The organism is Undibacterium sp. TC4M20W (assembly GCF_049340245.1).
GTDB lineage: Bacteria > Pseudomonadota > Gammaproteobacteria > Burkholderiales > Burkholderiaceae_D > Undibacterium.
The window spans coordinates 74,410-97,547 of the sequence record NZ_JBMPPI010000018.1 but is presented as its reverse complement, the minus strand read 5'-3'; the positions used below and the strand labels follow the sequence as shown (position 1 = coordinate 97,547).

The following is a 23,138-nucleotide window of genomic DNA, read 5'->3' as shown; positions in this document are numbered from 1 at the left end:
TCACCTCGGCGCATAGATACGTGCCAGTTCACCACTCTGGCGGCCTTGCATGATGGCTTTGTCGATTTTTTGCAGCAGGCTGATGTTGCCATCAGTGCGCATGGCAATATGGATATCTACCGATGATACCGGTCGCGGCAATATGCAAAACAATTTACTGTTTGATTTGCCGCTTGCTTCGCTGTTTGTTTGTTTATCACCGTATTCTGCCGCGTATTGCTGGTTGATATGGTTTTCCAGCCTGCCTATATTGCCACTTGAGCTATACAGCAAGAAGGCATCCATGCGGCGCATGCTTAATTTTCTGAAACGCCCAAGGTTATTGCCGGTGTCATCTTCTACCTTGAACAAGTCATTGCTGAGGCGGTCAAATTCTTCTCCATAGCTGGTGCCACGTACTATGCCTATGGTCTTGCCTTTCAGATCGTTGATAGAATTGAAAGCAAACCTGGCATTGCAGAGTGTCACCAGCACAGCCTGGTCGCTAAAGATGGGGGCGCTGAACTTGAAGCTGCGCAGGCGTTCACGGGTTTTGGACATTCCAAAGATCAGGCCTTCACCCATGGCTGCATTTTCTACTGCTCTTTTCCAGGGGTAGCGCCTTACTTCAAACTTGAGTCTGGTATGTTGCTCAAGGTAGCGCAGCAATTCCACGACTTCAACAGTCAAGGGAATGACATTGCCTTTGCCATCCAGTTCTTCGCTCATCAACAACACCACTCCGGGTTTTGTTTGTGCATGTGCCACACTGACCCAGCCGGCGCAAACCAGCAAGATGCAACACAATAAACGTGTATAACTTGGCATTATCGACAGGGTTGGAAAGCATACGCCTTATCTTAGCGCAAATTATCTGCTTTGACTGTTGGCGGCTGTCCGCAAAAGCCGGTCTGGTGTGTAAAGCTTGTTAAATATGGCAAACCATTGCTATGCCCCCAAAAGCAAAAAGGGTTCACGCAAGGCATGAACCCTTTTGAACTCAGATTAACTTGTTTAATTCGCTACGCCATTCCTGTCTATCTTGACAATGCGGGAACCACCCGCTTTCTTGACATTGACCTCAGCCTCACCCGGCCCGGTAACCTTGATACTGGCACTGTCCAGCAATAAATCACGGGCATGCAAGTCACCACTGCCAGTCAGTTTCGCGCTCAGGCTTTTGGCTGTGCCTTTCAGGCGGGTTTCACCCGGGCCATTCATCAGTACTTCCAGCGCGGCTTCAGATTGGAATTCGACATCAAAATCACCAGAGCCAGAATTTTCCAGCTTGAATGTGCCTGTGATGCCGCGATAACTCTGGTTCGACGGGCCATTGTTGACGATCTGCAAATCCCTGATTTTCAAATGATCTGCATTGACATCGCCAGAGCCGCTGCTGGTCAGGGTCAGGACAGTAATCTCACCACTCAGGCTCAGTTCACCCGGGCCATTGCTGCGTATGCTGGCCTGTTCTGCCCTGATATCCTCGATCTGTATGTCGCCAGAGCCAGACATGTCCAGTTCCAGCGCCTTGATCGTTCCTCCCAGTTTGACGTCAGCAGAACCATGTTGCACCAGCTTGACGGGAACAGATTGCAGATTATCAACACTTAAACCGCCACTGCCGTTGAGGCTTGCATCCAGTGACTGGCTCACAATATTCATATGCGTATCACCAGAGCCATGGAATTCGACCTCAGCCTTGCCGGTCTGCAGTTGTTGCAAATCCATGTCGCCACTGCCGTTGGACATCAATTTCAGAGTGTTGACCTTGCCACTGATCTTCAGGTCGCCGGAGCCATTCAGGTTTACAGACAGTACGTCTGCCTGCAGCTCACGTACATCTACATCGCCGCTGCCATTATTATTGATACGGTTCAGGCTATTTACCGTGACCCTGATCGTGCCGGGGCGGTTAGTCCAGGTAAAACTATAGGATTTACGCTTGCTGCGTATGATCAGGACCTTGTTTTCCACGACGGTTTCAATTTCTGGCACCAGATTGTCGTCGCCACTGATTTCCACTGCCGGCGTTGCGCCATTCGTGACGATCACATCAAAGAAGCCGGAATTTTCTATGGCGCTGAATTCAGTCACCGCACGCTGCTGGGTAAGCAGTTTGCCACTACCCTTGATGGCATCGCCATTGACCTTGACTTCACAGCCACCGAGCAAGACTGCCAACAGCGCCAGACTTCCTAAAGATTTGATCATGATATCGTTTTGTAATAAGAGTTATTGGATGCTTCTAGTGTAATGTTGTTTTGTGCGGAGATCACAAGCCAAAAAGACAGAATGCAAATTCTGTGTGACCAAGCGTAAATTTGCCGGATAAAGCGCAATGCTTTGATTATCATGACGATATACACTAAGCTGGTTTTTATTTCATCTATCCCAGAAATCACAGAATGACATTGACGCGCCGCCAATTACTAAAGAAGGGGCTCTTGCTCGGCACCACCGCATTAGCTGGTCCGCATGCCATCCTGCATGCTGCTGATATTCCTAACGTTGGCAATGAAAAACATGCGCAACCAACACCACCGCCTGATCTGTTCGACTCACAGGCGCTGGACATAGAATTCTGGGTCAAGCCCCGCACCATGGACCTGATACGCCCCGCCACAGGCGAGCGCAGCAAGATACTGTACTGGAAAGACGGCGAAGTGCTGGAATCTGCCTACCAGCAACTGTGCCACATCCTGCGCGACGTCAATGGCAAGGAAACCGCTCCCATCGACCCCAAGCTGCTGGAAACCCTGTGGGCCACCCAGGCCTACATCGCCCGTTTTGGCATGACCAGACCGCTGGAAATCCTGTCTGGCTACCGCACCAAGGCTTCAAATACTCGCCTCATAGAACAAGGTGTACCCGCAGCCCGCAAATCCCTGCACATGGAAGGCAAGGCCGCCGACATCCGCATTCCCCAGCTACATGAAGAAATTCTGGGTGAATTGATACAAAGCTTCCGCCAGGGCGGCGTCGGCTTTTATTACCGCCAGACCGCCCAGGGTGGCTGGATACATACTGACACTGGCTTGCAAAGAAGCTGGAAAGGCTGATGAGTACCAAGGCGGCAACCCGTCTGGCTTATTTCGGGATTTTTTTGGCATCGCCCGTGGTCACTATGCTAAAGCGATCTGGCTGCAAGTATTTTTTAGTGATCTGGTTCAATTGTTCCAGACTTAGCTCTTGCAGTGCCAGGTCCCGCTTGATTTGCCAGGAATAATCCAAACCCCGGTGCAAAAGACCACTCCACTCTGATGCCAGGTATTCATTGCTGTGTCTGGCTTGCAGCTTCAAGCGGCCCAAAGCAGATTTGGCAACTTCCAATTCATTTTGGGTAAAGCCATGCATCGCCAGCGTCTGCAATTCTTCCAGTATTGCCAGCCTGAGTTTGTCTATATTCTGACTGGCGGCGCTGGCCTGGATTTCCAGATTGCTGATCGCATCTGTGGAATAAGGTGAGAGACTGGATGTAACGCCATAAGTCCAGCCTTCCTTCAGACGTACCCGTTTGCCCAATCTGGATAATACGGGATGGCCTGCCAGCAAGTAGTTGGCAACATGCAAGGCAATATAGTCATTGTCGTTGATACCGACGGGAATATCCTGCTGAGCCAAGAAAACCCCGTTCTCTTTGCCCGGGGTATCCAGGAAATGACGTAGTGCCTCTTTCTCGACATAGTTTTGCCGTGCAAGCTGGTAGGGCGACTTGCTTTCCCATTCCTTGAACTCTTGTTCCAGGACCATCCTCGCTTCTTCCGGATCAAAATCACCAACGATGGCAAGATGACCATTGCTGGCTCCATAAAATTCCCTGTGGAAGTCGATGAGCTCGGTTGCCCTGACTGCTTTCAAGGCAGAAATAACCTGTTGTGAGGTTTCCAGTGCGCGTACATCACCTTGCGGGTAATTATTGAAGTGCTTGTACAGCTCATCCCTGGCCTTTCCCTCGGGCGTATTGCCGCGTTTTTCCCATGACAGCCTTTCCCCGCTGATGGCATTGTAGGCAAGTGCAAGATTCGGTTGTTTTAAATTCAGCATCATCAACTGCAGTGCTTGTTTAAGATGTGCTCTGTCCGTTGTAAATTTGGTGATGCTTCCACGGATATGTGCTTTTTCCCGTTCGGCTTCCAGACTTTCTTTGCCGTAAAAATTGGTCCCGTTTGGCAATACTTTTGCAGTCATGCGTTCTATCCAGCGTTTTCCTGCCAGCGTTTTTTCATCACCCCAGTGCAAGACCAGTTCGACAGAAACTTCTTGGCCACGCGAGAGCTTTGGCAGTAGGGCCGCTTCTATATTCCCTATTTTGATCCTGCGCGAGTTTCGCAGGATATTTTCAGCAGAGGTATTGATTTCAGCAACTGCGGCATATTCGTCGTGATGCACAAAGTCCTTGAGTATTTCACTGGCCAGGGGAACTGGCGGGATATTACTGTCAGTACTCTTTTCTTCTGACAGCAAGATGCCTGTAGTACGGTTTTCCCTTATAAAATAACGTAGCGCTGCTTGTTGTATCTGCTCTGTCGTCATACTGGCTATACGGTCTTTTTCTACAAACATTAAACGCCAGTCTCCTGCTGCTATGTATTCCGATAGTCTGAAACTCAGCATTTGTGGATCATTCATCATAGATGAAAAGCTATTCACATATCTGCTCTTGAAAAAATCCAGCTCTTTCGGTGACCACGCATTTTTTCCAAAATTTTCTACCAGCTTGATCAAATCCCTGGAACTGTTTTCGCTGGCGCTGCCAGGTGCAATGGAGGAATTAAACAGAATCAGGCCATTTTGGGCTGTGCCTTGCAGGTCAAAATTGACGCTATTATTGGCAGGGAAAATTTCACTACTGATATTTCGCAATTCACGGCCTGCAGTCATCATGCTGGCCGCAAATTTCAGGCTCGCATGATCCGGGTGTAATACGGAAGGCAAATGATAAGCAAGCACGACTGCATCGGCATTTTCTTTCTTCCTGAGAATGACCTGGCGCTCGCCTTGCTGGGCTGGCTCTATGGTAGGAATTTGGGGCAGGGCTGAAGCGGGCGCAGGTATTTTGCCAAACTGGCGTGCGATGACTTGCAGCACCTTGGCAGTATCAAATTTGCCTGCCACCATCAGCACCACATTATCGGGCCTGTAATATTGGTGATATAAATGCTGTAGTGACTCCAGATTGACATTTTCGATATCACTTTTTTCGCCTATGACACTGTGACCATACCCATGCCAGTCAAAGGCCACAGACAGTACCCTGCGCTTCAGGTTGTCGTAGGCATTATTTTCCCTGAGCTCAAGTTCATTCCGTACTACCGTCATTTCTGTATCGAGCTCAGATTTCAGTATCCGTGCATTTTGCATGCGGTCTGCTTCCATGCTCAAGAGCCAGTCGAGATCACTGTCATCTGCTTCGAAATTGGCGTAATAGAATGTGCGGTCAGCCAATGTCATCGCGTTGGAACGCATGCCTTTGTCGCTCATTTGCTTGAACAGCTGCGGGTAATTTTTGCTGCCCTTGAATAGCATGTGTTCAAGCAAATGTGCATATCCGGTCTGTCCTGCACCTTCATGTCTTGAGCCAAACAGATAAGTCATGCTGACGGTAGTAGTGGCGGCCGAAGTGTCTGGTATAAGCAAAAATTTCAATCCGTTTTGTAAACGGTATTCACTGATATTTTCAGCACTGGTCACTCGCACGATATTTTCAGGCAAGGCTGATGTAGTTCTTGCAACGCTGTATCCGGCTAGCAGGTAACTGACAAATGTGACTGCAACAACGACGATTTTGAATTTGTACATGAAGCTGGCTTGGACGGAAAATAAAAAAACCGGGAATCACTGATTCCCGGTTTGATGACAAACAAATTTATTTCGCAACAGCCGCCTTGGCCTTGGCTTCATCCGCAGCAATAAAGACACTCATTTTGGCTGGGTCTATATAACGACGGAAGGCATCGTTCACCTGCTCTACTGTCAGCGCCTGTATCTTGTCATCCATGGCTTGTGACCAGGCCCATGTACGTTTCAGATACAGATTGCCGTTCCAGCCGCTGGCGACTGCACCATCGTTGCTGCGGCCTTGTACGCGCTGCTGCAAGAGTCCGGATTTAGCTTTGGCCAGTTCATCGGCAGTGAAGCCTTCCTTCAGCGCGCGCGCCAGTTCTTCCCTGACGGCGATTTCCAGTTTTTCCAGATTCTGCGGTGCTGCCGTGGCGCTGATACTAAAACTACCTACCGGGTCAATTTCACCTGCAGTCAGATTCGAACCACCACCATAAGACAGACCATCTTTTTGACGTATGCGCTCCATAACGCGTGAGTTCATGCCGGCGCCACCACCAAAAATATAATTGGCCACACGCAGAGCTGGGAAATCCGCATCATCTTCACGCAGGCTCAGGTTCATGCGGCTGGAGTAAACACCGTTTTCCTTGTCTGGTGTATTGAAAGTCTTGCGCACAGCAGGAATGTCTTCACGCTTGCTGACCAGACGGGAGTAAGGAGACTTGCTGGTCCAGCCATCAAATACTTTGGCAACAGTTTGTTTGGTACTGTCCACATCAAAATCACCAATGATGGACAATTCACCTTTGGATGCGCCATAAAAATCTTTATGGAATGCCTTGACGTCTTCCAGCTTGGCATTACGTATGGATTCCAGTGTTTCATCCAGTGTCATGGAAGCACGCACATCGCCTTTTGGATAGGTATTGAAATGCTGGGCCATCGCGCGGCTGGCAACGGCAGATGGTTCATTACGTGACGCTTCTGTGTTGACCAAAGCTCTTTCTTTCAATTGCTTGAATTCGCTTTCCGGGAAATTGGCTTCCTTCAAGACATGCGCCACCAGTTCTAGTGCTGCCGGCAAATTCGCCTTGGTGGTCTGGAATGAGTACAGGCCGCCACTCATTTTCAGCTTGGACATTTCATCTGCCAGCTGCGCGCGTGAATATTTGCTGGTACCGGTGCTCAACAAGCCGCCAGTAAAGCCCATGACGGTGGATTTGCCAAACAGGGTTTTTTCATCACCCCAGTGCAAATTCAGGGACACATTCACGGTTTCGCCACGGGTCTTTTTAGGCAACAAGGCCACTTGCAGATTGCCGATATTGCTGACTTGCGTGCGCTTGTCGATGTTTGCTGGTGACGGGTCAAACACTTCGCCTGTCAGTGTCGCTGCCTTGGGTTTGAAGTCTTTCATGACTTCAGCAATAGTTGGTGCGGCGGGTACGTCAGCGCGTTGTGGATTATCTTCCGGGATGAAGGTGCCGACGGTACGGTTGTCGCGCACCAGATATTTTTTCACAGCGGCAGTAACTTCTTCAGCGCTGACTTTATCTGCATCATCCCTGTCCTTGAACAGGTAGCGCCAGTCGCCCATGGCGATATATTCAGACATGCTGACGCCTATGGATTCGTGGTTGTTCAGCAGTTTTTCATAGTAGTTGGCATTGTCGCGTTTCAGGCGTTCCAGTTCTTCCTTGGTCGGTGGATTTTTCTTGAAATCTTCTATGCCTGCCAGCAACGCATCTCTGGCTGCATCGACAGATTCACCTTTCTTGACGACGGCACCGATGATGCTGAGGCCAGGTTCAACTTGCCCCATGCTGCTGGAAAATACTTGTACCAGCTTGCCTGTCTCTACCAGTTGTTTGTGCAGGCGGCCATGCGGTGCACTGGCCAGTATGCTGCCTGCATAGTTCAGTGCATCACGGTCATGGTGCAGGCCAGCTGGTACCTTATAGGCAATCATCACCATCTGCACATCGCCCTTGCGGCGCACGACAAAGCTGCGCTCGCCATCCTGGGTTGGTTCTGTGGTCCAGAACTGCGGCAGGCTGCGTGTTGGCTTAGCGATTTTGCCAAAGGAGGCACTAATCCATTGCAAGGCTTTTTCAGCTTCAAATTTACCCGCTACCAGCAGCACGGCATTGTCTGGCTGGTAGTAGTTACGGTAAAAACCCTGCAGGTTTTCTATCTTGACGTTTTCTATATCGCTGCGGTTACCTATGGTCGAATTGCCATAGTTATGCCAGTCAAAAGCCACGCTTTGCAGACGTTTCATGAGTACTGCGCCCGGTGAATTTTCACCACGCTCATATTCATTGCGCACGACCGTCATTTCGGTGTCGAGGTCTTTTCTGGCGATATTGGAATTGACCATGCGGTCAGCTTCCATCTCCAATGCCCATTTCAGATTTTCATCACTGGCCTGGAACAATTCAAAATAATTGGTACGGTCCAGAGAGGTCGTGCCATTGATGCGCATGCCGCGTTTATTGAAATCTTCCGTGATTTTAGGATTGGTCGGTGTGCCCTTGAACATCAGATGTTCCAGCAAATGCGCCATGCCGGTTTCGCCATAGTTTTCATGGCGTGAGCCAACCAGGTAAGTGACATTCACCGTCACGGTAGGCTTGGATGCATCTGGCATCAGCAATACGCGCAGGCCATTGGGCAGACGGTATTCTGTGATCCCCTCAACGCTGGTTACCTGGCTGACACCTTTGGGCAGGGTGTCTGCCAGGGTGACGGGGGCGGTAAACAGAATAGCACCGCCCAGCACCAGAGCGCGCAAGACGGGTTTGAGAGTAAGCTGCATGCCAGAGCGTAGTTGTTGCATAAAATCCTTCTATGATGTCAGGGTACAAAAATAATAAATCCGCCGGGCGGATTACACCTGACGGATATGATTTATGAAAATAGTTAAAGTTGCAGCTATTTTGTAATAAAGATAGACGACATTTGCCGAACGGCACTAAATGGCTTCAGGCCATTTCAATTGTAACTATGTGTTAAATATAGTCATTTGTCAATTGCGCGCCGGATTGTGTGCGGACTTCACTTCCAGCGTCTGGCTGCCACTCCAGCTATCACCTGGTGCCAGCATGATGGGGCGTAATATCGTCGCTGCCTCCACGCACAGCATATTGTTTTCACCGCCAGCGTGCAGGTCATTGATCTTGGCTGCACCTGCACCGGGGTTCCAGACCACGGCATCGGCAAAACCACTGCTGCGTATGAGGGTATTTTGTTGTGGCTGACGCAATTCAAGCTGGGCCGGAACATGGCCATAGATGCGGTCGGTTTCACCGCTGATGCGCAGGCAGGGCTCAGCTTCCAGACAATGATCTGCCCCTGTAACGGTATCGCGGTAATGTAGACCCTGCAGGCCATGCAGGCTGACATCTGCAATATCCTGCACCGCCAGGTAAGTATGCAGGGCTGTGCTGAAGCTGAAATTGGTATCGCCCGTATTGTGTATGTCCAGCACGATTTGTAGGCTATTGCCGAGTATGCTGACGCGCAGTTCTGCGCGAAAGACATAGGGCCAGATGGTCAGGCGGGCGATGTTTTCTTTGAGTTCATAGATGGCCTGGGCTGCGCCATTGTCCAGCAAGCCAGACTGCAAGAGCTTCCATTCAGAAGTGCGGGCAAAACCATGCTTGGGTAAAGTACCTTGATTCGAAAACTGCGGGAACACCACCGGCACACCACCACGGATGGCGACACCATCCTGAAAGGCCGAGGTCTGGCTCATGAATAATTGCTCAACCCCGCCCGCAGGTATCCAGGAACACAGATGCGCGCCCTGGCTGGCAATTTTTGCAGTGGCACCGTCTTGGGATGTGAGATTGAGGAAATTCATGCAGGCTTTCTTTCAGTAAATATTGATATGCATCAGTGTAATGGATAGTTGCGCAAATGGTATGGGCTTGCTCTTACTTACCGCGCTTACCACGACAAAAAAGCTGGCTTTCGGTTAGTATGGCAGGCACAAAAATGTCACGGAAGTAAAACCCATGCTCATCAGCTATCTTGCCGTTAAACACCTGCATCTGACTTGCGTGGGCTTGAGTGGCAGCTTGTTCCTGCTACGCGCTATCTGGAAAATGCGTGGCTCTGCGATGCTGGATAAGCGCTGGGTAAAAGTGTTGCCGCATGTGATAGATACGCTCTTGCTGGCCAGTGCCCTGACGCTGGCAGTATTGAGCGGGCAATATCCCTTTCAGCAAAACTGGCTGACGGCAAAATTATTTGCCCTGATACTGTATATCGTTCTTGGCACAGTCGCCTTGAAACGTGGCAAGACACCCGCCATACGCACTGCTGCTTTTATCGCTGCCATCCTGGTTTTTGCTTATATCATCAGCGTTGCACTGAGCAAGCAAGTCATACCATTCTGATCAATGAGACGTAAGAGATATTTTTCATGAGCATCTATTTTTGCAAACCAAAGTTCAGTCTCAGCCTGCTTGCTGCCCTGCCCCTGCTATATGGTCAGCAAGTCCTTGCCAGCGAGACTCTGCATGAACTGGCGCAAGATTTGCAGGCCGGTAAAACCACGGCACAGCAAATTTTTGATAGCTATGATGCGCGCATACAAATGTATAACCAGGGCATACAGGCGGTGACCACGCGTAATCCGCAAGCCAGGGCTGACGCATTGGCAGTAGATCAGCAAAAAATACCACGTGGCAGCCTGGCAGGTTTGCCCTTGCTTTTGAAAGACAATATCGCCGCGCGCGGCATGGCGACCACCGCCGGTTCACTGGCGCTGGCAGACAATCTGGCAGCGCAGGATGCACCTGTAGTTGCCCGCTTGCGCGCTGCCGGTGCCATCATTCTTGGCAAGGCCAATCTCAGTGAATGGGCGAATCTGCGTTCATCCCAATCAACCAGTGGCTGGAGTAGTGCCGGTGGACAAACCCGCAATCCCTATGCGCCTGAGCGCAGCCCCTGCGGTTCCAGCGCTGGTTCAGGTGCTGCCGTGGCCGCGCGTTTGATTCCTGCTGCCATCGGTACAGAAACCGATGGTTCCATCGTTTGCCCGGCATCGGTGAATGGCCTGGTCGGTTTGAAACCCACCATAGGCCTGGTCAGCCGCACCGGCATCGTCCCGCTCAGCCATAGCCAGGATACGGCTGGCCCCATGACCCTGAACGTGCGGGATGCCGCGATGTTATTGAATGTCATGGCTGGCAGCGATGCACAAGACCCGGCCACCCGTGCCGCCAACCGCCACCGCAGCAAGGACTATACCGCAGGCCTGCAAACCAGCGCCTTACAGGGCAAGCGTCTGGGCATAGTACGCAAACTGGTAGATGGTTATGACACCGCGACCAAGATGCTGTTCGACCAGACCCTGGTCACCCTGATTGCGCAAGGCGCTACCGTCGTAGATCAGATAGACCTGCCTTATCTGGAAGAGCTGGATAAAGATGAATTGACGGTCTTGCTGTATGAATTCAAGGCAGACCTGAACGCCTATCTGGCCAAAACCCCAGCCACCGTCAAAACCCGCACGATGGCAGACGTAATCGCTTTCAACAAGCAACATGCCGACACGGTCATGCCCCATTTCGCGCAGGAATTGATGGAGCAGGCACAGGCCAAAGGCAAGCTCAGCGATGCCGCCTATCGCCAGGCCAGTGCCCGTATCAAACTGCGCGCTGGCAAGCAGGGCATAGATGCCGTACTCAAAAAATACAAGCTTGATGCCCTGATTGCACCAACGACCGGCACCGCCTGGCTCATCGACTACAAGGCCGGTGACGTGCTCGAAGGCAGCGCCAGCAGCCCGGCAGCAATCGCCGGTTACCCGCACCTGACCGTGCCCATGGGTACAGTCAGGGGTTTGCCGGTTGGCTTGTCACTGTTTGCCGGTGCCTGGTCGGAAGCAAAATTGCTGAACATGGGCTATGCCTTTGAGCAGGCCAGACCAGCCCTGCCCGCGCCCAGCCTGGCAATCACCGCAACGGCTGCAACGGCAGAAGTCAAATAGCCAGCCTGTTTTGACTACAAGCTAGCCCTGATCATATCCGCTGCCTTTTCCCCTATCATCATGGTGGGGGCATTGGTGTTGCCACCGATCAGGGTGGGCATGATGGACGCATCAACGACACGCAAACCTGTCATGCCATGCACGCGCAATTGCGGATCGACCACAGCCATCGCATCCACGCCCATCTTGCAAGTGCCAATCGGGTGATACACGGTGTCGCTGGTCTGGCGCAGGACTGCACGTATCTCATCATCAGTATGCACATTCGCGGTCTGGAAGTCACTGGTACGGGCTGCTACCAGGGCTGGTGCATCCATCAGTTTGCGCGTGAGTTTGAAGCCCTTGACCATGCTTTCTATATCATCTGGGTGTTCCAGGAAGCGCGGGTTGATCAGAGGCGCAGCCATGGGGTCTTTGCTGGCCAGCGTTACTTCACCTATGCTCTTGGGACGCAACAGACACATATGACAGGAATAACCATGACCCAGATGCAATTTGCGTGCATGGTCATCCAGCATGGCGAGCACAAAATGTAGCTGTATGTCAGGCGCAGTCAGGCTGGGATCAGTCTTCAGAAAGCCGCCACCTTCTGCCCCGTTTGAAGTCAGCAAGCCACGCCGTTGGCTTTGATAGCGGCGGAATTCTTTCACCATACGCAGGCTGCCTCCGGCAGAAATGCCGAGCAAGTCCAGACTCTTGGCGCGGTATTTGAAGACGAAATCCGGGTGATCCTGCAAATTCTGGCCCACTCCAGGCAAGTCATGTACCACTGGTATCCCCAGCGCTTGCAAGGCCTTGCTATCACCCACGCCGGACAGCATCAGTAATTGCGGGGTCTGGAAGGCACCTGCCGCCAGCAAGACTTCCTTGACTGCTTTTAAGGTCTTGGTCTGTCCACCCTGCCGGTATTCCACACCGACGGCGCGCTTGCCTTCAAACAGGATGCGCGTCACATGGCAGCCGGTTTCCACTTGCAGATTATTGCGTTTGCCCATGTGCGGATGCAGGTAGCCACGTGCGGCAGTCCAGCGTTCCCCATTATGCTGGGTGACCTGGTAGATGCCCACGCCTTCCTGCTCTTCGCCATTGAAGTCAGTGTTGATATTGAAGCCAGCCTGACGTGCTGCTTCCAGATAGATTTGCTGGTAAGGATTGTCGCTGCGCAATTCACTGACATGCAGCGGGCCAGACTGACCATGGTATTGGCCGCCATGGGTTTCATTGTTTTCGGACTTTTTAAAGTAGGTCAAGACTTCGTCATAAGACCAGCCAGTATTGCCAAGCGCGGCCCACTGGTCATAATCCTGCTTGTGACCACGGATATACACCATGGCATTGATGCCCGACGAGCCCCCCAGCATCTTGCCGCGTGGCTGGTAACCGCGTCTGCCATTCAGGCCGGGTTGCGGCACGGTTTCAAATGCCCAGTTATTCAGCTTGGTCGGCAACATCGCCACCACACCCGCTGGGGTATTGACCACCCAGCTATCCCCCTTGCCACCGGATTCGAGTATGGTCACATGCAGATTCGGGTCTTCCGTCAGACGGCCAGCCACGGCACAAGCGCCGGAGCCGCCACCGACGACGATGTAGTCAGGTGATGTAGTTGTCATATTGTCTCTTAATATTATTGGTTTTCATACTATATTGCCGAAATCTGAGTTCCGGTGTAGCTTAAGATATTAAATCTTCAGACTCCAGAACGTAAGGACAAATCCTGCCAGCTTGCAGCGAATGCGCAGATGAACAACAAAGTGCTCTCAGTACAGGATGCAGTATTTCCGGCTCACCCGTTTTCGGGTCTGCTGGCGATAGGCCGTGAGCGTGACTGGCGTTTGCACGACATGTTCCCGGCACTGGGCCTGAATGCAGAAGGCCGCCCGCCTGAAGATGTACGCATCAGCTATGCGCAAGCCAGGGAGAGTTTGTTGCAGGCACGGCATCATGGTGGCGCAGACCTGGGAATATTATCCGGCGCCTGCAAGTCCCTGCCAGCACTGGGCGCAATGGCGAGCGGCATGCTGGCACAAGCGACATTGGCAGAGGCCATGCATTTTGGCCTGGAGTACCAGTTGATCGCCGGTGCCATGGTGCAATTGCAACTGGAGTCTGGCGAACACACATCGGTATTGAAGGCCCGCGCCCTGTTTGATGATAGCGAGTTACAGGATTTCCTGGATGCAGATCACCTGGCAACCGCCATCAACGTCAGCCGTGCCCTGTGTGGCGCGACTCTGCAAATCGACAAAGTAGAGTTGCGTGGTAACAGGCAAGCCAGCCGTTCCGTTGCCGAAGATTTCTTTGGATGTCCCGTCGTCTATGGCGCAGATGTCAGCCGCGTCATCGTCAGCAACAAGGTACTCGATACCTTCTTGATCAACCCTGACCCTGAGCTCGCCGCCAACAGCAAAATGCGCTGCGATGCAGAGCTGGCCGCTGTCGGCCTGACAGGCAGACAAAGCCTCTTGCACAAATTGGTCGGCTTGCAATGTGATTACCGCAGTGTGCCGGAATTGGCGAGTGCATTGGGCATCAGCGAGCGCTCCCTGCATAGACTGCTGGCGCGTGAAGGCTGTTCTTATTTCCAGATCGCAGAAAGCCTGCGCATGGAAAAAGCCAGGCATTATTTGCGTAACACCGACATGAGCCTGGACGATATCGCCGCACAATTACATTATTCAGACAGCCGCAGCTTTCGCCGTGCATTCAAACGGGCAGTGAACTTGACGCCTTCAGAATTCAGGCTAAAAAATCTTCTCTAATCAACGATACACATCAAACTCAAACCAGAAAGTTGAACCCTGACCGGCTGTGCTGGCAAAGCCGATTTGTCCGTGCATTTTTTCCAGCATGGCTTTGGTGATGGACAGGCCCAGGCCGGTGCCACCTTTTTGCCGGGTGTCCGTGCCATCGGCCTGGGTGAAGGGTTCGAACAGGTGTTCCTGGAATTCCGGGGCGATGCCTACGCCTCTGTCCCGGACTTCAACACGGTAACGCGGGCCTTTGCCAAATACGCGCAATAACACTGTTTCACCCTCGCGGGAAAACTTGGCGGCATTGGAAATCAGGTTGGCCATGACTTGCATGAGCCTATCATGGTCAGCCAGTATCCAGGCTTGTTGCGGGTGGTGGTCGAGTACCAGGTTGACCTTGAGTGAACTGGCATACGATGTATGCAACTCCAGCGCATTTTGTACCAGTGCAACGAGGTCCAGTGCTTCTGAGCGGAAGATCATCTTGCCGCTGGCCAGCTTGTCCATGTCCAGAATATCATTGACCAAGGTGATCAGGCGCTTGCTGTTATTGTGGGCGATGCGTATCAGGTGCTCGGCCTGTTTGGGCAAGACGCCGCTGACACCGGACTCCAGCAAACTCAGGGACCCACGTATCGAAGTCAGCGGGGTGCGCAATTCATGGCTGACGACAGAAATGAATTCCGTCTTCAAACGGTTCATGCGCAGTCTGTCACTGATATCCATCGCAAAGGCGACCCAGCCGCGTTCAGAATTTTCCAGATGGCTGAGACCGACCAGAATCGGCACGCCTACATTACCACCCTGCAGCAACATGATTTCAAAAGGCGCGGTGGTGCCGGTCTGTATCAAGTCTTGATAAGCTTGCTGGCAGATTTTCATGTCCTGGGGTGACAACAGGGTATGCCATAGATTATTGCGGCTCAACAGATAGTCACGGTCGTAGCCACTGAACTGGGTGAACACGTCATTGACATCAAGTATCTCGCCTGATTCATTACCCTGGATGATACCGATCAGGCTGGAATTCATCAGCCTTTGCAAACGTTGTTCGCTGGTGCGCAAAGCATCCAGCGTGGCTTTTTGCTCAGTCACGTCTTCTATCATCCAGACTGCACCGCGCACATAGCTTTCTGTCGGCAACGCGCGGCCTGCCACGCGGCCAGTGAAAGCTTCGCCATTGAAGCGACGCAAATACCATTCCAGTTCTACCAGCTCGTCAGCCAGCAGGCCAGGCGTGACTTGGGCACTGAAGGCTTCATAATCCTCTGGCCCTTGATACAGGAAAGTGGTTTTGACACCTATCATGGCGCGGGCATCAGGGAAGCGGCATAATTCTGCCAGTGCCTTATTGGCCCTGACGATGACACCATCGCTGACAAACATGATGCCCACCGGGGCATTGGTGATGAGGATTTCCAGTTCCCTGGCCAGTTCTTTATAACGGTTTTTGTTGGACTCAAGCAGTTCCTGGTTTTGCCTCAGCATTTCCTCGGTCTGTTTGCGCTCGGTGATATCGATGTGGGTACCAACCATGCGCAAGGGCTTGCCCTTGCTGTCCCATTCAACAATGCTGCCTAGTGACATGATCCAGCGCCATTCACCTGCCTTGTTTTTTTGCCGGAACTCGGCGTGATAGTCTGCCCCGCCTTGTGCCGCTGCATGGGCTTTGTAAGCCTGTTTGAGATTCGCGACATCATCGGGATGTACGCCCGTGCCCCAGAAATAATCCCAGAACTGCTGCGGGTGTGCAAAGTCGCCAGGATCGTAGCCCAGCATCTGTAAATATTCGGGGCTGAAGCTGCCGTCACCGGTTTGCAGATTGATGTCATACAAACCCTGGTTCGAGGCTTTCATGACCAGGCTGCGCTGGCGCTCTGCGGCCAGCAGTCTTTGTTCAGTGAGTTTGCGTTCGGTATTGTCGCTCAGGAAACCATGCCAGAGTACACTGCCATCAGGCAGGCGTTCAGGGGTGGCGTCGCCAACGACCCAGCGATCTGGCTGGCCATCTGCAATGATGCGGTATTCCTGGTGCCAGGGGCTAAGATCGACAAAGGACTTGCGCACGGCCACAATCATTTTTGGCAAATCATCGGGATGCACTTTGGCGAACATGAAGCTGGCATCTTCACGTAATTGTTCAGCCTTGACACCAAAAAAAGTTTCTACCGCTTCACTGGCATAGGGCAGGCAAAAACGTGCGTCCGGATAACGGCGGAACTGATAAAACATGCCCGGAAGACAGCGGGAAAAATTGGACAACAAGGCGTGACTGCGTTGCAATGCCGCCAGTTCAGTTTCTTCTGGTACAAGCTCGGCTGACATTGCAGGTAACTCAGACATGCCTGGTAGTCTTTTCCATATCTGTCTATGCTATTCAGCGGTAAAGGGCAGTGATTTCGTCAAAAAAATCATAGACGCCCTGCTCACTCATCTTGCGCGCATTCGACAATTCGCCACCTTTGGAGGCAAACAACACGCTATTGTCTGGCCTCAGCAAGACAGCAGCTGGTATGCCTTTCTTGGTAGGATTACCATAGAAATCCACCAGCTCCTTGTTTTTGTCAAACTGGCCTACGTTCACTTTGACGGTGATGAACTTTGTGGTCAGCAGAGGCTCATTTTTGCCATGCATGGATTTGTCGAGCTCCAGGCAATCTTTGCACCAGTTGGCACCAAAGATGACCAGGACTTTTTTATCGACTTTTTTGGCTTCTGCCAGCGCTTTGTTGATCGCGGCCTGGGCGTCGGCAGTTTCATCATAAGCCTGAGGTGGGGCAGCACTGGCCGGGCTGACAGCCAGTACCAGACTCAATGCAAAAAGCAGGGAAAGCAGTTTTTTCATCATTAATCCATTAGAAAACGCAGGAAAAAGCGACAAATGCAGGATGAGTCTATCTTAGCTTAAACAGTATGTGGCTGTAATTCTCTGTTTGATGAAAAATCGGGTTTTGCTGTATGTATGTTCAGTTATTTGTGCAATTCAGGATAAAATAGCTTATTCCTGTTTTTAATCCAGTTTTTGATCTTGTTTTTAATTTCGCTTTTTAATCTTATTAGTTCTTTAAGTGGCGCAGTTCTTGAAAATGTTTATACAGTGCGCAGTACGATGGCCTTGCTACCCGGCGGCATGCAATGATGGGAAGCACCATGCTTGCCATGATTTATTACAAGGCTATTGTTGATTGTCATGAATAATAAACCACGCCGGATTGCCCATCTGGACATGGATGCATTTTATGCATCTGTTGAATTGTTAAGATATCCAGAGCTTAAGGGGCAGGCGGTATTGATAGGCGGGGGCTCTTCACATCGTCCGATTCCCAAAGGGGATGGCACGCATGAGTTTTCGCGCATCAAGGACTATGTCGGGCGCGGTGTCGCTACCACCTCGACTTATGCAGCGCGGGCGCTAGGCATATTTTCTGCGATGGGCATCATGAAGGCGGCAAAGCTGGCTCCCGATGTTTATTTACTTCCAACGGACTTTGATTCCTATCGTCATTATTCCCGGTTGTTTAAAGAAGCGGTCGGCAAGATTGCGCCCAAAATTGAAAATCGCGGCATAGATGAAATCTATATCGACCTGAGCGACCATCCGCAAGAAACGCGTGAACTGGCAAGCAGCCTGAAGCACGCTGTCGCCGAAGCCACCAGCCTGACCTGCTCGATTTGTGTCGCTCCAAACAAACTGTTGGCAAAGATAGGCTCTGACCTGGACAAACCTGATGGCCTTACCATATTGAATATGGAAGACGTGCCAACGCGAATATGGCCCTTGCCCGTTAAAAAAGTGAATGGCATAGGGCCAAAAGCAACTGAGCGCCTGGCTAGCCTGGGTATCAACACTGTGGGCGAGTTGTCCAATGCAGACCTGGGGCTGCTGCAAACGACCTTTGGCAGTAATTATGCTGGCTGGCTGTATAACGCGGCGCGCGGCATTGATGACAGGGAGATTTCTACAGAGTCCGAGCCCAAGGTCATCAGCAGGGAAACTACCTTTGACCGCGACTTGCACGCCGTTCACGACAAGGCGGTATTGACCGAGATATTCACTGACCTTTGCACTCGCCTGGCAAGGGACTTAACAAAAAAGGGTTACCGCTGCAAAACCGTGGGTATCAAGATACGCTATACCGATTTTCGTATCTCTACCCGTGACATCACCATTCCTGTTGCCACGGCTGATCCTGCCGTCATACGCAGGACGGCAGGAGAATGTTTGCGCAGAGTGGCGCTGGAACACCGCTTTCGCTTGCTGGGCGTAAGGGCCAGTGCCCTGATCAGAGAGGCGGATGTCAGCAATGAGCGGCAAGTCAGCCAGGGCATGCTGTTTGATGACACTTGATTACTAATCTTTGGAATGAATGTTACGGTTGTGCACTCTGCATTTGCTGGAAATACAGGTTTTCAATTTTCCTGAGATTGAGTTTTTCCAGATAAGGATTGATGAGTTGTTGATATTTTAATCCCCGTTCATTACGCTGGAAGCAGATGTGCAGGGAAAAATTGATGACTTCTTTGGGATGGAAAATAATGCTTTCCTGCCCGTTCTTTAAACTGGTCTCAGTGATCAGCAACTGCCGCAAGACATCCTTGCTGATGACGACCACATCCACCCGCCCTGCCATCAGTTTGCGCAAATTGCTGATGTCTGATGGTGCCACATCAAGTCTCAATTGTTCTTTTTTGACCTGGGCATCAAATTCTTCACCATTGGCATAGTCTTGTACCACGCCTACGGTCAGGCCTTTCAGATCAGCATAATTTTTCCAGTCGAAATGCCTGTCTTTCAACGATGCCAAGCCGATGGCGCTGGTGCCCAGCGGCGCCGAGAAATAGCAGGTTTTTTCCCGTTCCTTTAAATAAAATGCAGGGAAATAGCCAGCGTAAGAAGGATCATTCTGCCCCAGTTGCACGGCACGGCTCCAGGGTGTGTAACTGATATGGGTGTCCATCCCCGCCTGCAAGGCCGCCGCTTTGACGATGACTGACGTCAAGCCTTCATCGGGCAGATGTGAGCCCACATACGGTGCCCACTCCAGTGAGGCGAGTTGCATGACAGGCCTGTCGGCGGCCAGAGACGACGCACCTGACAAACTGGCTGCGATGATAAAAAGAAAACGGAACAACCGTACACTCATGGCATAAGGCTAGCGTGGGCAAGAATTGAGTGTAGCGCAAGTATGCCTGGGCAACTTTAAGAGATAGTTACATACCTGCTGCGTTCCAGTCTGTCACTGCCTCCAGCGGCAATGGTTTCAAATACATCGTCAAGTGTGGTGAAAATATCCCAGTGCTCAACTTGCTTTTGCAGTGCGATTGCCTGTATCAGTTTCATTTCCAGTTCAGCCTCGCGCTTGCCCTTCCATAACTTGTCTGCTGTTGCGACAGCTAATTCTTCCAGGCTCAAGCCTTCCCCTTGCCATTGTGCGTGAGTCACACAGCAGCGGGCAACGATACTTTGCACGCCTTGTTCCAGCAGCATTTTTTCACCAGCAGGTTCATGCAGTGAGCCGGGGCCATCGAGTTCATTGGGATGCAGGATTTTCCCGGCGTCATGGATGGCGGCACTAAGGCGTATCAGATTTGCATCGAATGCCAGACCCATGTCTTCAAATTGTGCGATCAACAAGTCCGCTGCTTCACCGACCAGTTTGACATAGGTGAGCAGGCGTTCTTTTGCGCCAAGTGTTGACAGCAACTGGTAAGCGTCAGTGGTGGTGTTGAGTATGATGAGCAGTGAGGATGGCTAATAAAAAAGGCTTGCACGGAATGACGTGCAAGCCCACCTCTTAAAAACGACTAAAACTGATTATTTAAAATCACCCGCAAATACGCGCACGGTTTTTTCGTATCCCAGGTGTCTGGCCATGGCTTCTTTTACCTGTGCCACGGTCAGTGCCTGTATCTTTTTCTCTACTTCAGCACGGTATTGCATATTGCGGCCCAGGTAGAGATTGTTCGCCAGTGTCGGTGCCAGTGCTGCGTCCTGGCTGCGTTCGAGCTGGTATTGCTGGATCAGGCTCTTCTTGCCATCTTCCAGTTCTGCCTGTGTGTAGCCTTCCGTCAGTACACGGTTGATTTCCTCGCGTATGCCGGTTTCCAGCTTGGCACGGTTTTGCGGTGCATAAATAGCGCCTACGGAAAAAGTGGCTACTTCATCGAGGGCAGAAGCATTGAAACCAGAACCACCACCATAGCTGACACCATCTTTTTGACGGATACGGTTCAAAATACGTGAGTTGGCGCTGCCACCCAGCAGGTAGTTACCCAAAACCAGTGCAGGGTAATCAGGGTGCTTGATGCCCAATGGCAGTTGCATGCCGGCATAGAAGAAGGCGTTTGCCTTGTCCGGTGTGATGATTTGTTTATCATCTGCCTTGGTGGCCTGATAAGGTCGGGCAACGCGGGTGAATTTTTTCTGCGTATTCCAGTCGCCAAAGGCAGTTTGCAATTCCGCTTTTACTTTGTTGACATCAAACTCACCCACGACGGCAATTTGCGCCTGGCCTGGATGATTGGCACCATAAAATTCTTTCCAAAATGCCTTGGCATCGGCCAGTTTGGCCGTTTTCAGGTAAGCAATCTGTTCATCGATGCTGCGGTAGTAGCGCGGGTCATCGCTGGAATAAATGTTTTGGGCTTTTTTACCGGCATCAACAGCGACTGATTGCGGTTCTTTGCGTGACTCTTCCAGCTGTGCCAGTTGCGAATTCAACAGTTGTGTGAATTCAGCTTCATTGAAGGCGGGCTGGCGCAGGGAATCGCGCACCAGTTCCAGTACGCGTGGCAGATTGTCGCGTATGGTTTCTACCTGGATATTCACCATCGTCGCATTGCCATTGATTTGCAGCTTGGCCTTGAGCTTGTCGAGTTCTTCGGTAAATTGCTGATGGCTGAGTTTTTCTGTGCCACGGCTGAGCATGGCAGCAGCCAGCTCGGCGGCACCGGCTTTGCCCTTCAAACTATTTTCATCACCGAGGTTGATATGCATGGACAGCACGACAGTATTACCGCGTGTGGTCTTGGGCAACAGCGCATACTTCAAGCCATTGCTGAGTGCGCCTGTCACAGTACGTTTGTCGATATTGTCGGCAGAGGCAACAAAGTTTTCTGCCTGGGCGATCGCCACACCGGGTTTGAATTGCTTGATCTGCTCCTCGACTGCAACCTTGGCAGGTGCTGGAGAGCGGTCAGGTTTCTCGGTAGGGATAAAACTGCCCGAGGTGCGGTTGCTGGATTTAAGCCAGGTAGTGGCAACACGTTGCACATCATCCACTTTAAGTGCCTTGACGCGGTCACGGAACAGGAAGAACAAGCGCCAGTCGCCAGAGGCGATGTTTTCAGACAGGGACACGGCAAATTTTTCAGGGTCATTGAAGACCTGGGCAATGTCTGAATCCAGCTTGGCTTTTGCCCTTGCCAGTTCTGCTTCAGTGACTGGTGACTTGTCGAAGCTTTCTATGGTTTCCAGCAAGATCTTCTTGGCTTCTGGCAGGTTTTGCTCGGTGCGCAAGTTTGCCCCCAGCATCAAAAAGCCTGGTTCTTCGAGATTGGCTGCCCAGGGGAAGACATCCGCAGTTTTCTTGGTTTCAACCAGGGCCTTGTACAGACGGCCATTCGGTGTGTCACCGAGGATCAGGGCCAGCGCTTCTGTCGCGGCATAATCAGGGTGCGCAGCAGGCACGGTGTGATACAGCGCTGCGATCACTTGTGAATCACCAACGCGGCGCACGATGACATCGCGCTCACCATCTTGCACCGGGTCTAATGTATATGTAGGTTCCAGTGCACGTTTTGGCTTCGGTATTTTGCCAAACTGGGTGGCAATCAATTGCAGCGCCTGTTTGGCATCAAAGGCACCCGCCACGATCAGGGTGGCATTGTCAGGCTGGTAGTATTTACGCCAGAAAGCCTGCAGATGCGGGATGTTGACATTCTCGACGTCAGTGCGCGCGCCTATGGTGTCTTTGCCATAGTTATGCCACTGGTGGGCGCTGGACATGATGCGCTGCATGAGGATGCCGACGCCGGAATTCTCATTCTTTTCCATTTCATTGCGCACGACAGAGAATTCTGTCTTCAAGTCTTCACCAGAAATGCGGGAATTGACCATGCGGTCAGCTTCCATGCTGATCGCCCAGGCCAGGGTTTCAGGCTTGGCAGCGAAGGTTTCATAATAATTGGTACGGTCCAGCCAGGTCGTGCCATTGAATTGCACGCCACGTTGCGACATTTCTTCCCACAGGCGTGGGTGGGCTTTACTGCCTTTGAACATCAGATGTTCGAGCAAATGCGCCATGCCGGTTTCGCCATAATTCTCATGACGCGAGCCGACACGGTAAGTAATGTTAACGGTCGTGGTTGGTTTACTGGCATCTTGCACCAGCAAAACGCGCATGCCATTCGCCAGCTGGTATTCATCTATGCCTTCGACCTGACGCACAAACTGCACACCGGCAGGCAGCGCGGCTTTGGCCGTCGCCGCATTTTCAGCCGCGATGGCGGGCGGGATGTGCACCAGGGTAGTAAAAGCCAGTGCCAGGGACAGACTCAAGCTGCTGAGTTGCATGCGCGATGATTTCATGTAGCGACCTTTATGTAATATAGTAAAT

The 23,138-nt window shown here is 51.6% G+C and carries 16 protein-coding genes; 5 read left to right on the top strand and 11 right to left on the bottom strand.

Going from position 1 to position 23,138, the window contains the following annotated elements:
* Positions 1-807 (bottom strand): substrate-binding periplasmic protein, encoded by an 807-nt coding sequence (locus ACO0LL_RS19975; protein WP_422952573.1) that lies wholly within the window; start codon positions 805-807, stop codon positions 1-3.
* 186 nt (positions 808-993) lie between these two features.
* Positions 994-2,193, bottom strand: coding sequence for a GIN domain-containing protein (locus ACO0LL_RS19970; RefSeq protein WP_422952572.1), 1,200 nt, complete (start codon positions 2,191-2,193; stop codon positions 994-996).
* Positions 2,194-2,387: 194 nt separating this feature from the next.
* On the opposite strand from ACO0LL_RS19970, the gene ACO0LL_RS19965 reads away from it, so the two are divergent.
* Positions 2,388-3,041, top strand: a complete 654-nt coding sequence (locus tag ACO0LL_RS19965; protein WP_422952571.1) for a YcbK family protein — start codon at positions 2,388-2,390, stop codon at positions 3,039-3,041.
* A 28-nt stretch (positions 3,042-3,069) separates the two neighbouring features.
* On the opposite strand, the gene ACO0LL_RS19960 is transcribed toward ACO0LL_RS19965, so the two are convergent.
* The 3 genes from ACO0LL_RS19960 to ACO0LL_RS19950 all read right to left on the bottom strand — a co-directional run bounded on the left by ACO0LL_RS19960 (position 3,070) and on the right by ACO0LL_RS19950 (position 9,631).
* Positions 3,070-5,781, bottom strand: coding sequence for a M16 family metallopeptidase (locus ACO0LL_RS19960; protein WP_422952570.1), 2,712 nt, complete (start codon positions 5,779-5,781; stop codon positions 3,070-3,072).
* Positions 5,782-5,848: 67 nt separating this feature from the next.
* Positions 5,849-8,605 (bottom strand): M16 family metallopeptidase, encoded by a 2,757-nt coding sequence (locus ACO0LL_RS19955; protein WP_422952569.1) that lies wholly within the window; start codon positions 8,603-8,605, stop codon positions 5,849-5,851.
* A 189-nt stretch (positions 8,606-8,794) separates the two neighbouring features.
* Complete coding sequence (locus ACO0LL_RS19950) at positions 8,795-9,631, bottom strand: D-hexose-6-phosphate mutarotase (RefSeq protein WP_422952568.1); 837 nt, start codon at positions 9,629-9,631, stop codon at positions 8,795-8,797.
* A gap of 154 nt (positions 9,632-9,785) precedes the next feature.
* Between ACO0LL_RS19950 and ACO0LL_RS19945 the strand changes: the two genes are divergently transcribed.
* Complete coding sequence (locus ACO0LL_RS19945; RefSeq protein ID WP_422952567.1) at positions 9,786-10,169, top strand: SirB2 family protein; 384 nt, start codon at positions 9,786-9,788, stop codon at positions 10,167-10,169.
* Positions 10,170-10,195: 26 nt separating this feature from the next.
* Complete coding sequence (locus tag ACO0LL_RS19940; RefSeq protein WP_422952566.1) at positions 10,196-11,767, top strand: amidase; 1,572 nt, start codon at positions 10,196-10,198, stop codon at positions 11,765-11,767.
* Positions 11,768-11,781: 14 nt separating this feature from the next.
* On the opposite strand, the gene ACO0LL_RS19935 is transcribed toward ACO0LL_RS19940, so the two are convergent.
* Positions 11,782-13,380, bottom strand: a complete 1,599-nt coding sequence (locus tag ACO0LL_RS19935) for a GMC family oxidoreductase (RefSeq protein WP_422952565.1) — start codon at positions 13,378-13,380, stop codon at positions 11,782-11,784.
* Positions 13,381-13,509: 129 nt separating this feature from the next.
* Between ACO0LL_RS19935 and ACO0LL_RS19930 the strand changes: the two genes are divergently transcribed.
* Positions 13,510-14,529 carry a helix-turn-helix domain-containing protein gene (locus tag ACO0LL_RS19930; protein ID WP_422952564.1) on the top strand — a complete coding sequence of 340 codons (1,020 nt, stop codon included), beginning with the start codon at positions 13,510-13,512 and terminating at the stop codon, positions 14,527-14,529.
* Here the strand turns inward: ACO0LL_RS19930 and ACO0LL_RS19925 are convergent, their stop codons facing one another.
* Together ACO0LL_RS19925 and ACO0LL_RS19920 are read right to left on the bottom strand one after the other, a co-directional pair.
* Positions 14,530-16,863: a PAS domain-containing protein gene (locus ACO0LL_RS19925; protein ID WP_422952563.1), complete on the bottom strand. Its 2,334-nt coding sequence runs from the start codon at positions 16,861-16,863 to the stop codon at positions 14,530-14,532.
* A gap of 34 nt (positions 16,864-16,897) precedes the next feature.
* Complete coding sequence (locus tag ACO0LL_RS19920; RefSeq protein ID WP_422952562.1) at positions 16,898-17,365, bottom strand: thioredoxin family protein; 468 nt, start codon at positions 17,363-17,365, stop codon at positions 16,898-16,900.
* A gap of 345 nt (positions 17,366-17,710) precedes the next feature.
* Between ACO0LL_RS19920 and ACO0LL_RS19915 the strand changes: the two genes are divergently transcribed.
* A complete protein-coding gene (locus ACO0LL_RS19915; RefSeq protein ID WP_422952561.1) occupies positions 17,711-18,868 on the top strand; it encodes a DNA polymerase Y family protein in 1,158 nt (385 codons plus the stop codon).
* A gap of 22 nt (positions 18,869-18,890) precedes the next feature.
* On the opposite strand, the gene ACO0LL_RS19910 is transcribed toward ACO0LL_RS19915, so the two are convergent.
* The 3 genes from ACO0LL_RS19910 to ACO0LL_RS19900 form a co-directional block, all read right to left on the bottom strand.
* Positions 18,891-19,664 (bottom strand): substrate-binding periplasmic protein, encoded by a 774-nt coding sequence (locus ACO0LL_RS19910; RefSeq protein WP_422952560.1) that lies wholly within the window; start codon positions 19,662-19,664, stop codon positions 18,891-18,893.
* A gap of 56 nt (positions 19,665-19,720) precedes the next feature.
* Positions 19,721-20,224, bottom strand: coding sequence for an HD domain-containing protein (locus tag ACO0LL_RS19905; protein WP_422952559.1), 504 nt, complete (start codon positions 20,222-20,224; stop codon positions 19,721-19,723).
* A 111-nt stretch (positions 20,225-20,335) separates the two neighbouring features.
* Positions 20,336-23,110 (bottom strand): M16 family metallopeptidase, encoded by a 2,775-nt coding sequence (locus ACO0LL_RS19900; protein ID WP_422952558.1) that lies wholly within the window; start codon positions 23,108-23,110, stop codon positions 20,336-20,338.
* Positions 23,111-23,138: the final 28 nt, after the last annotated feature.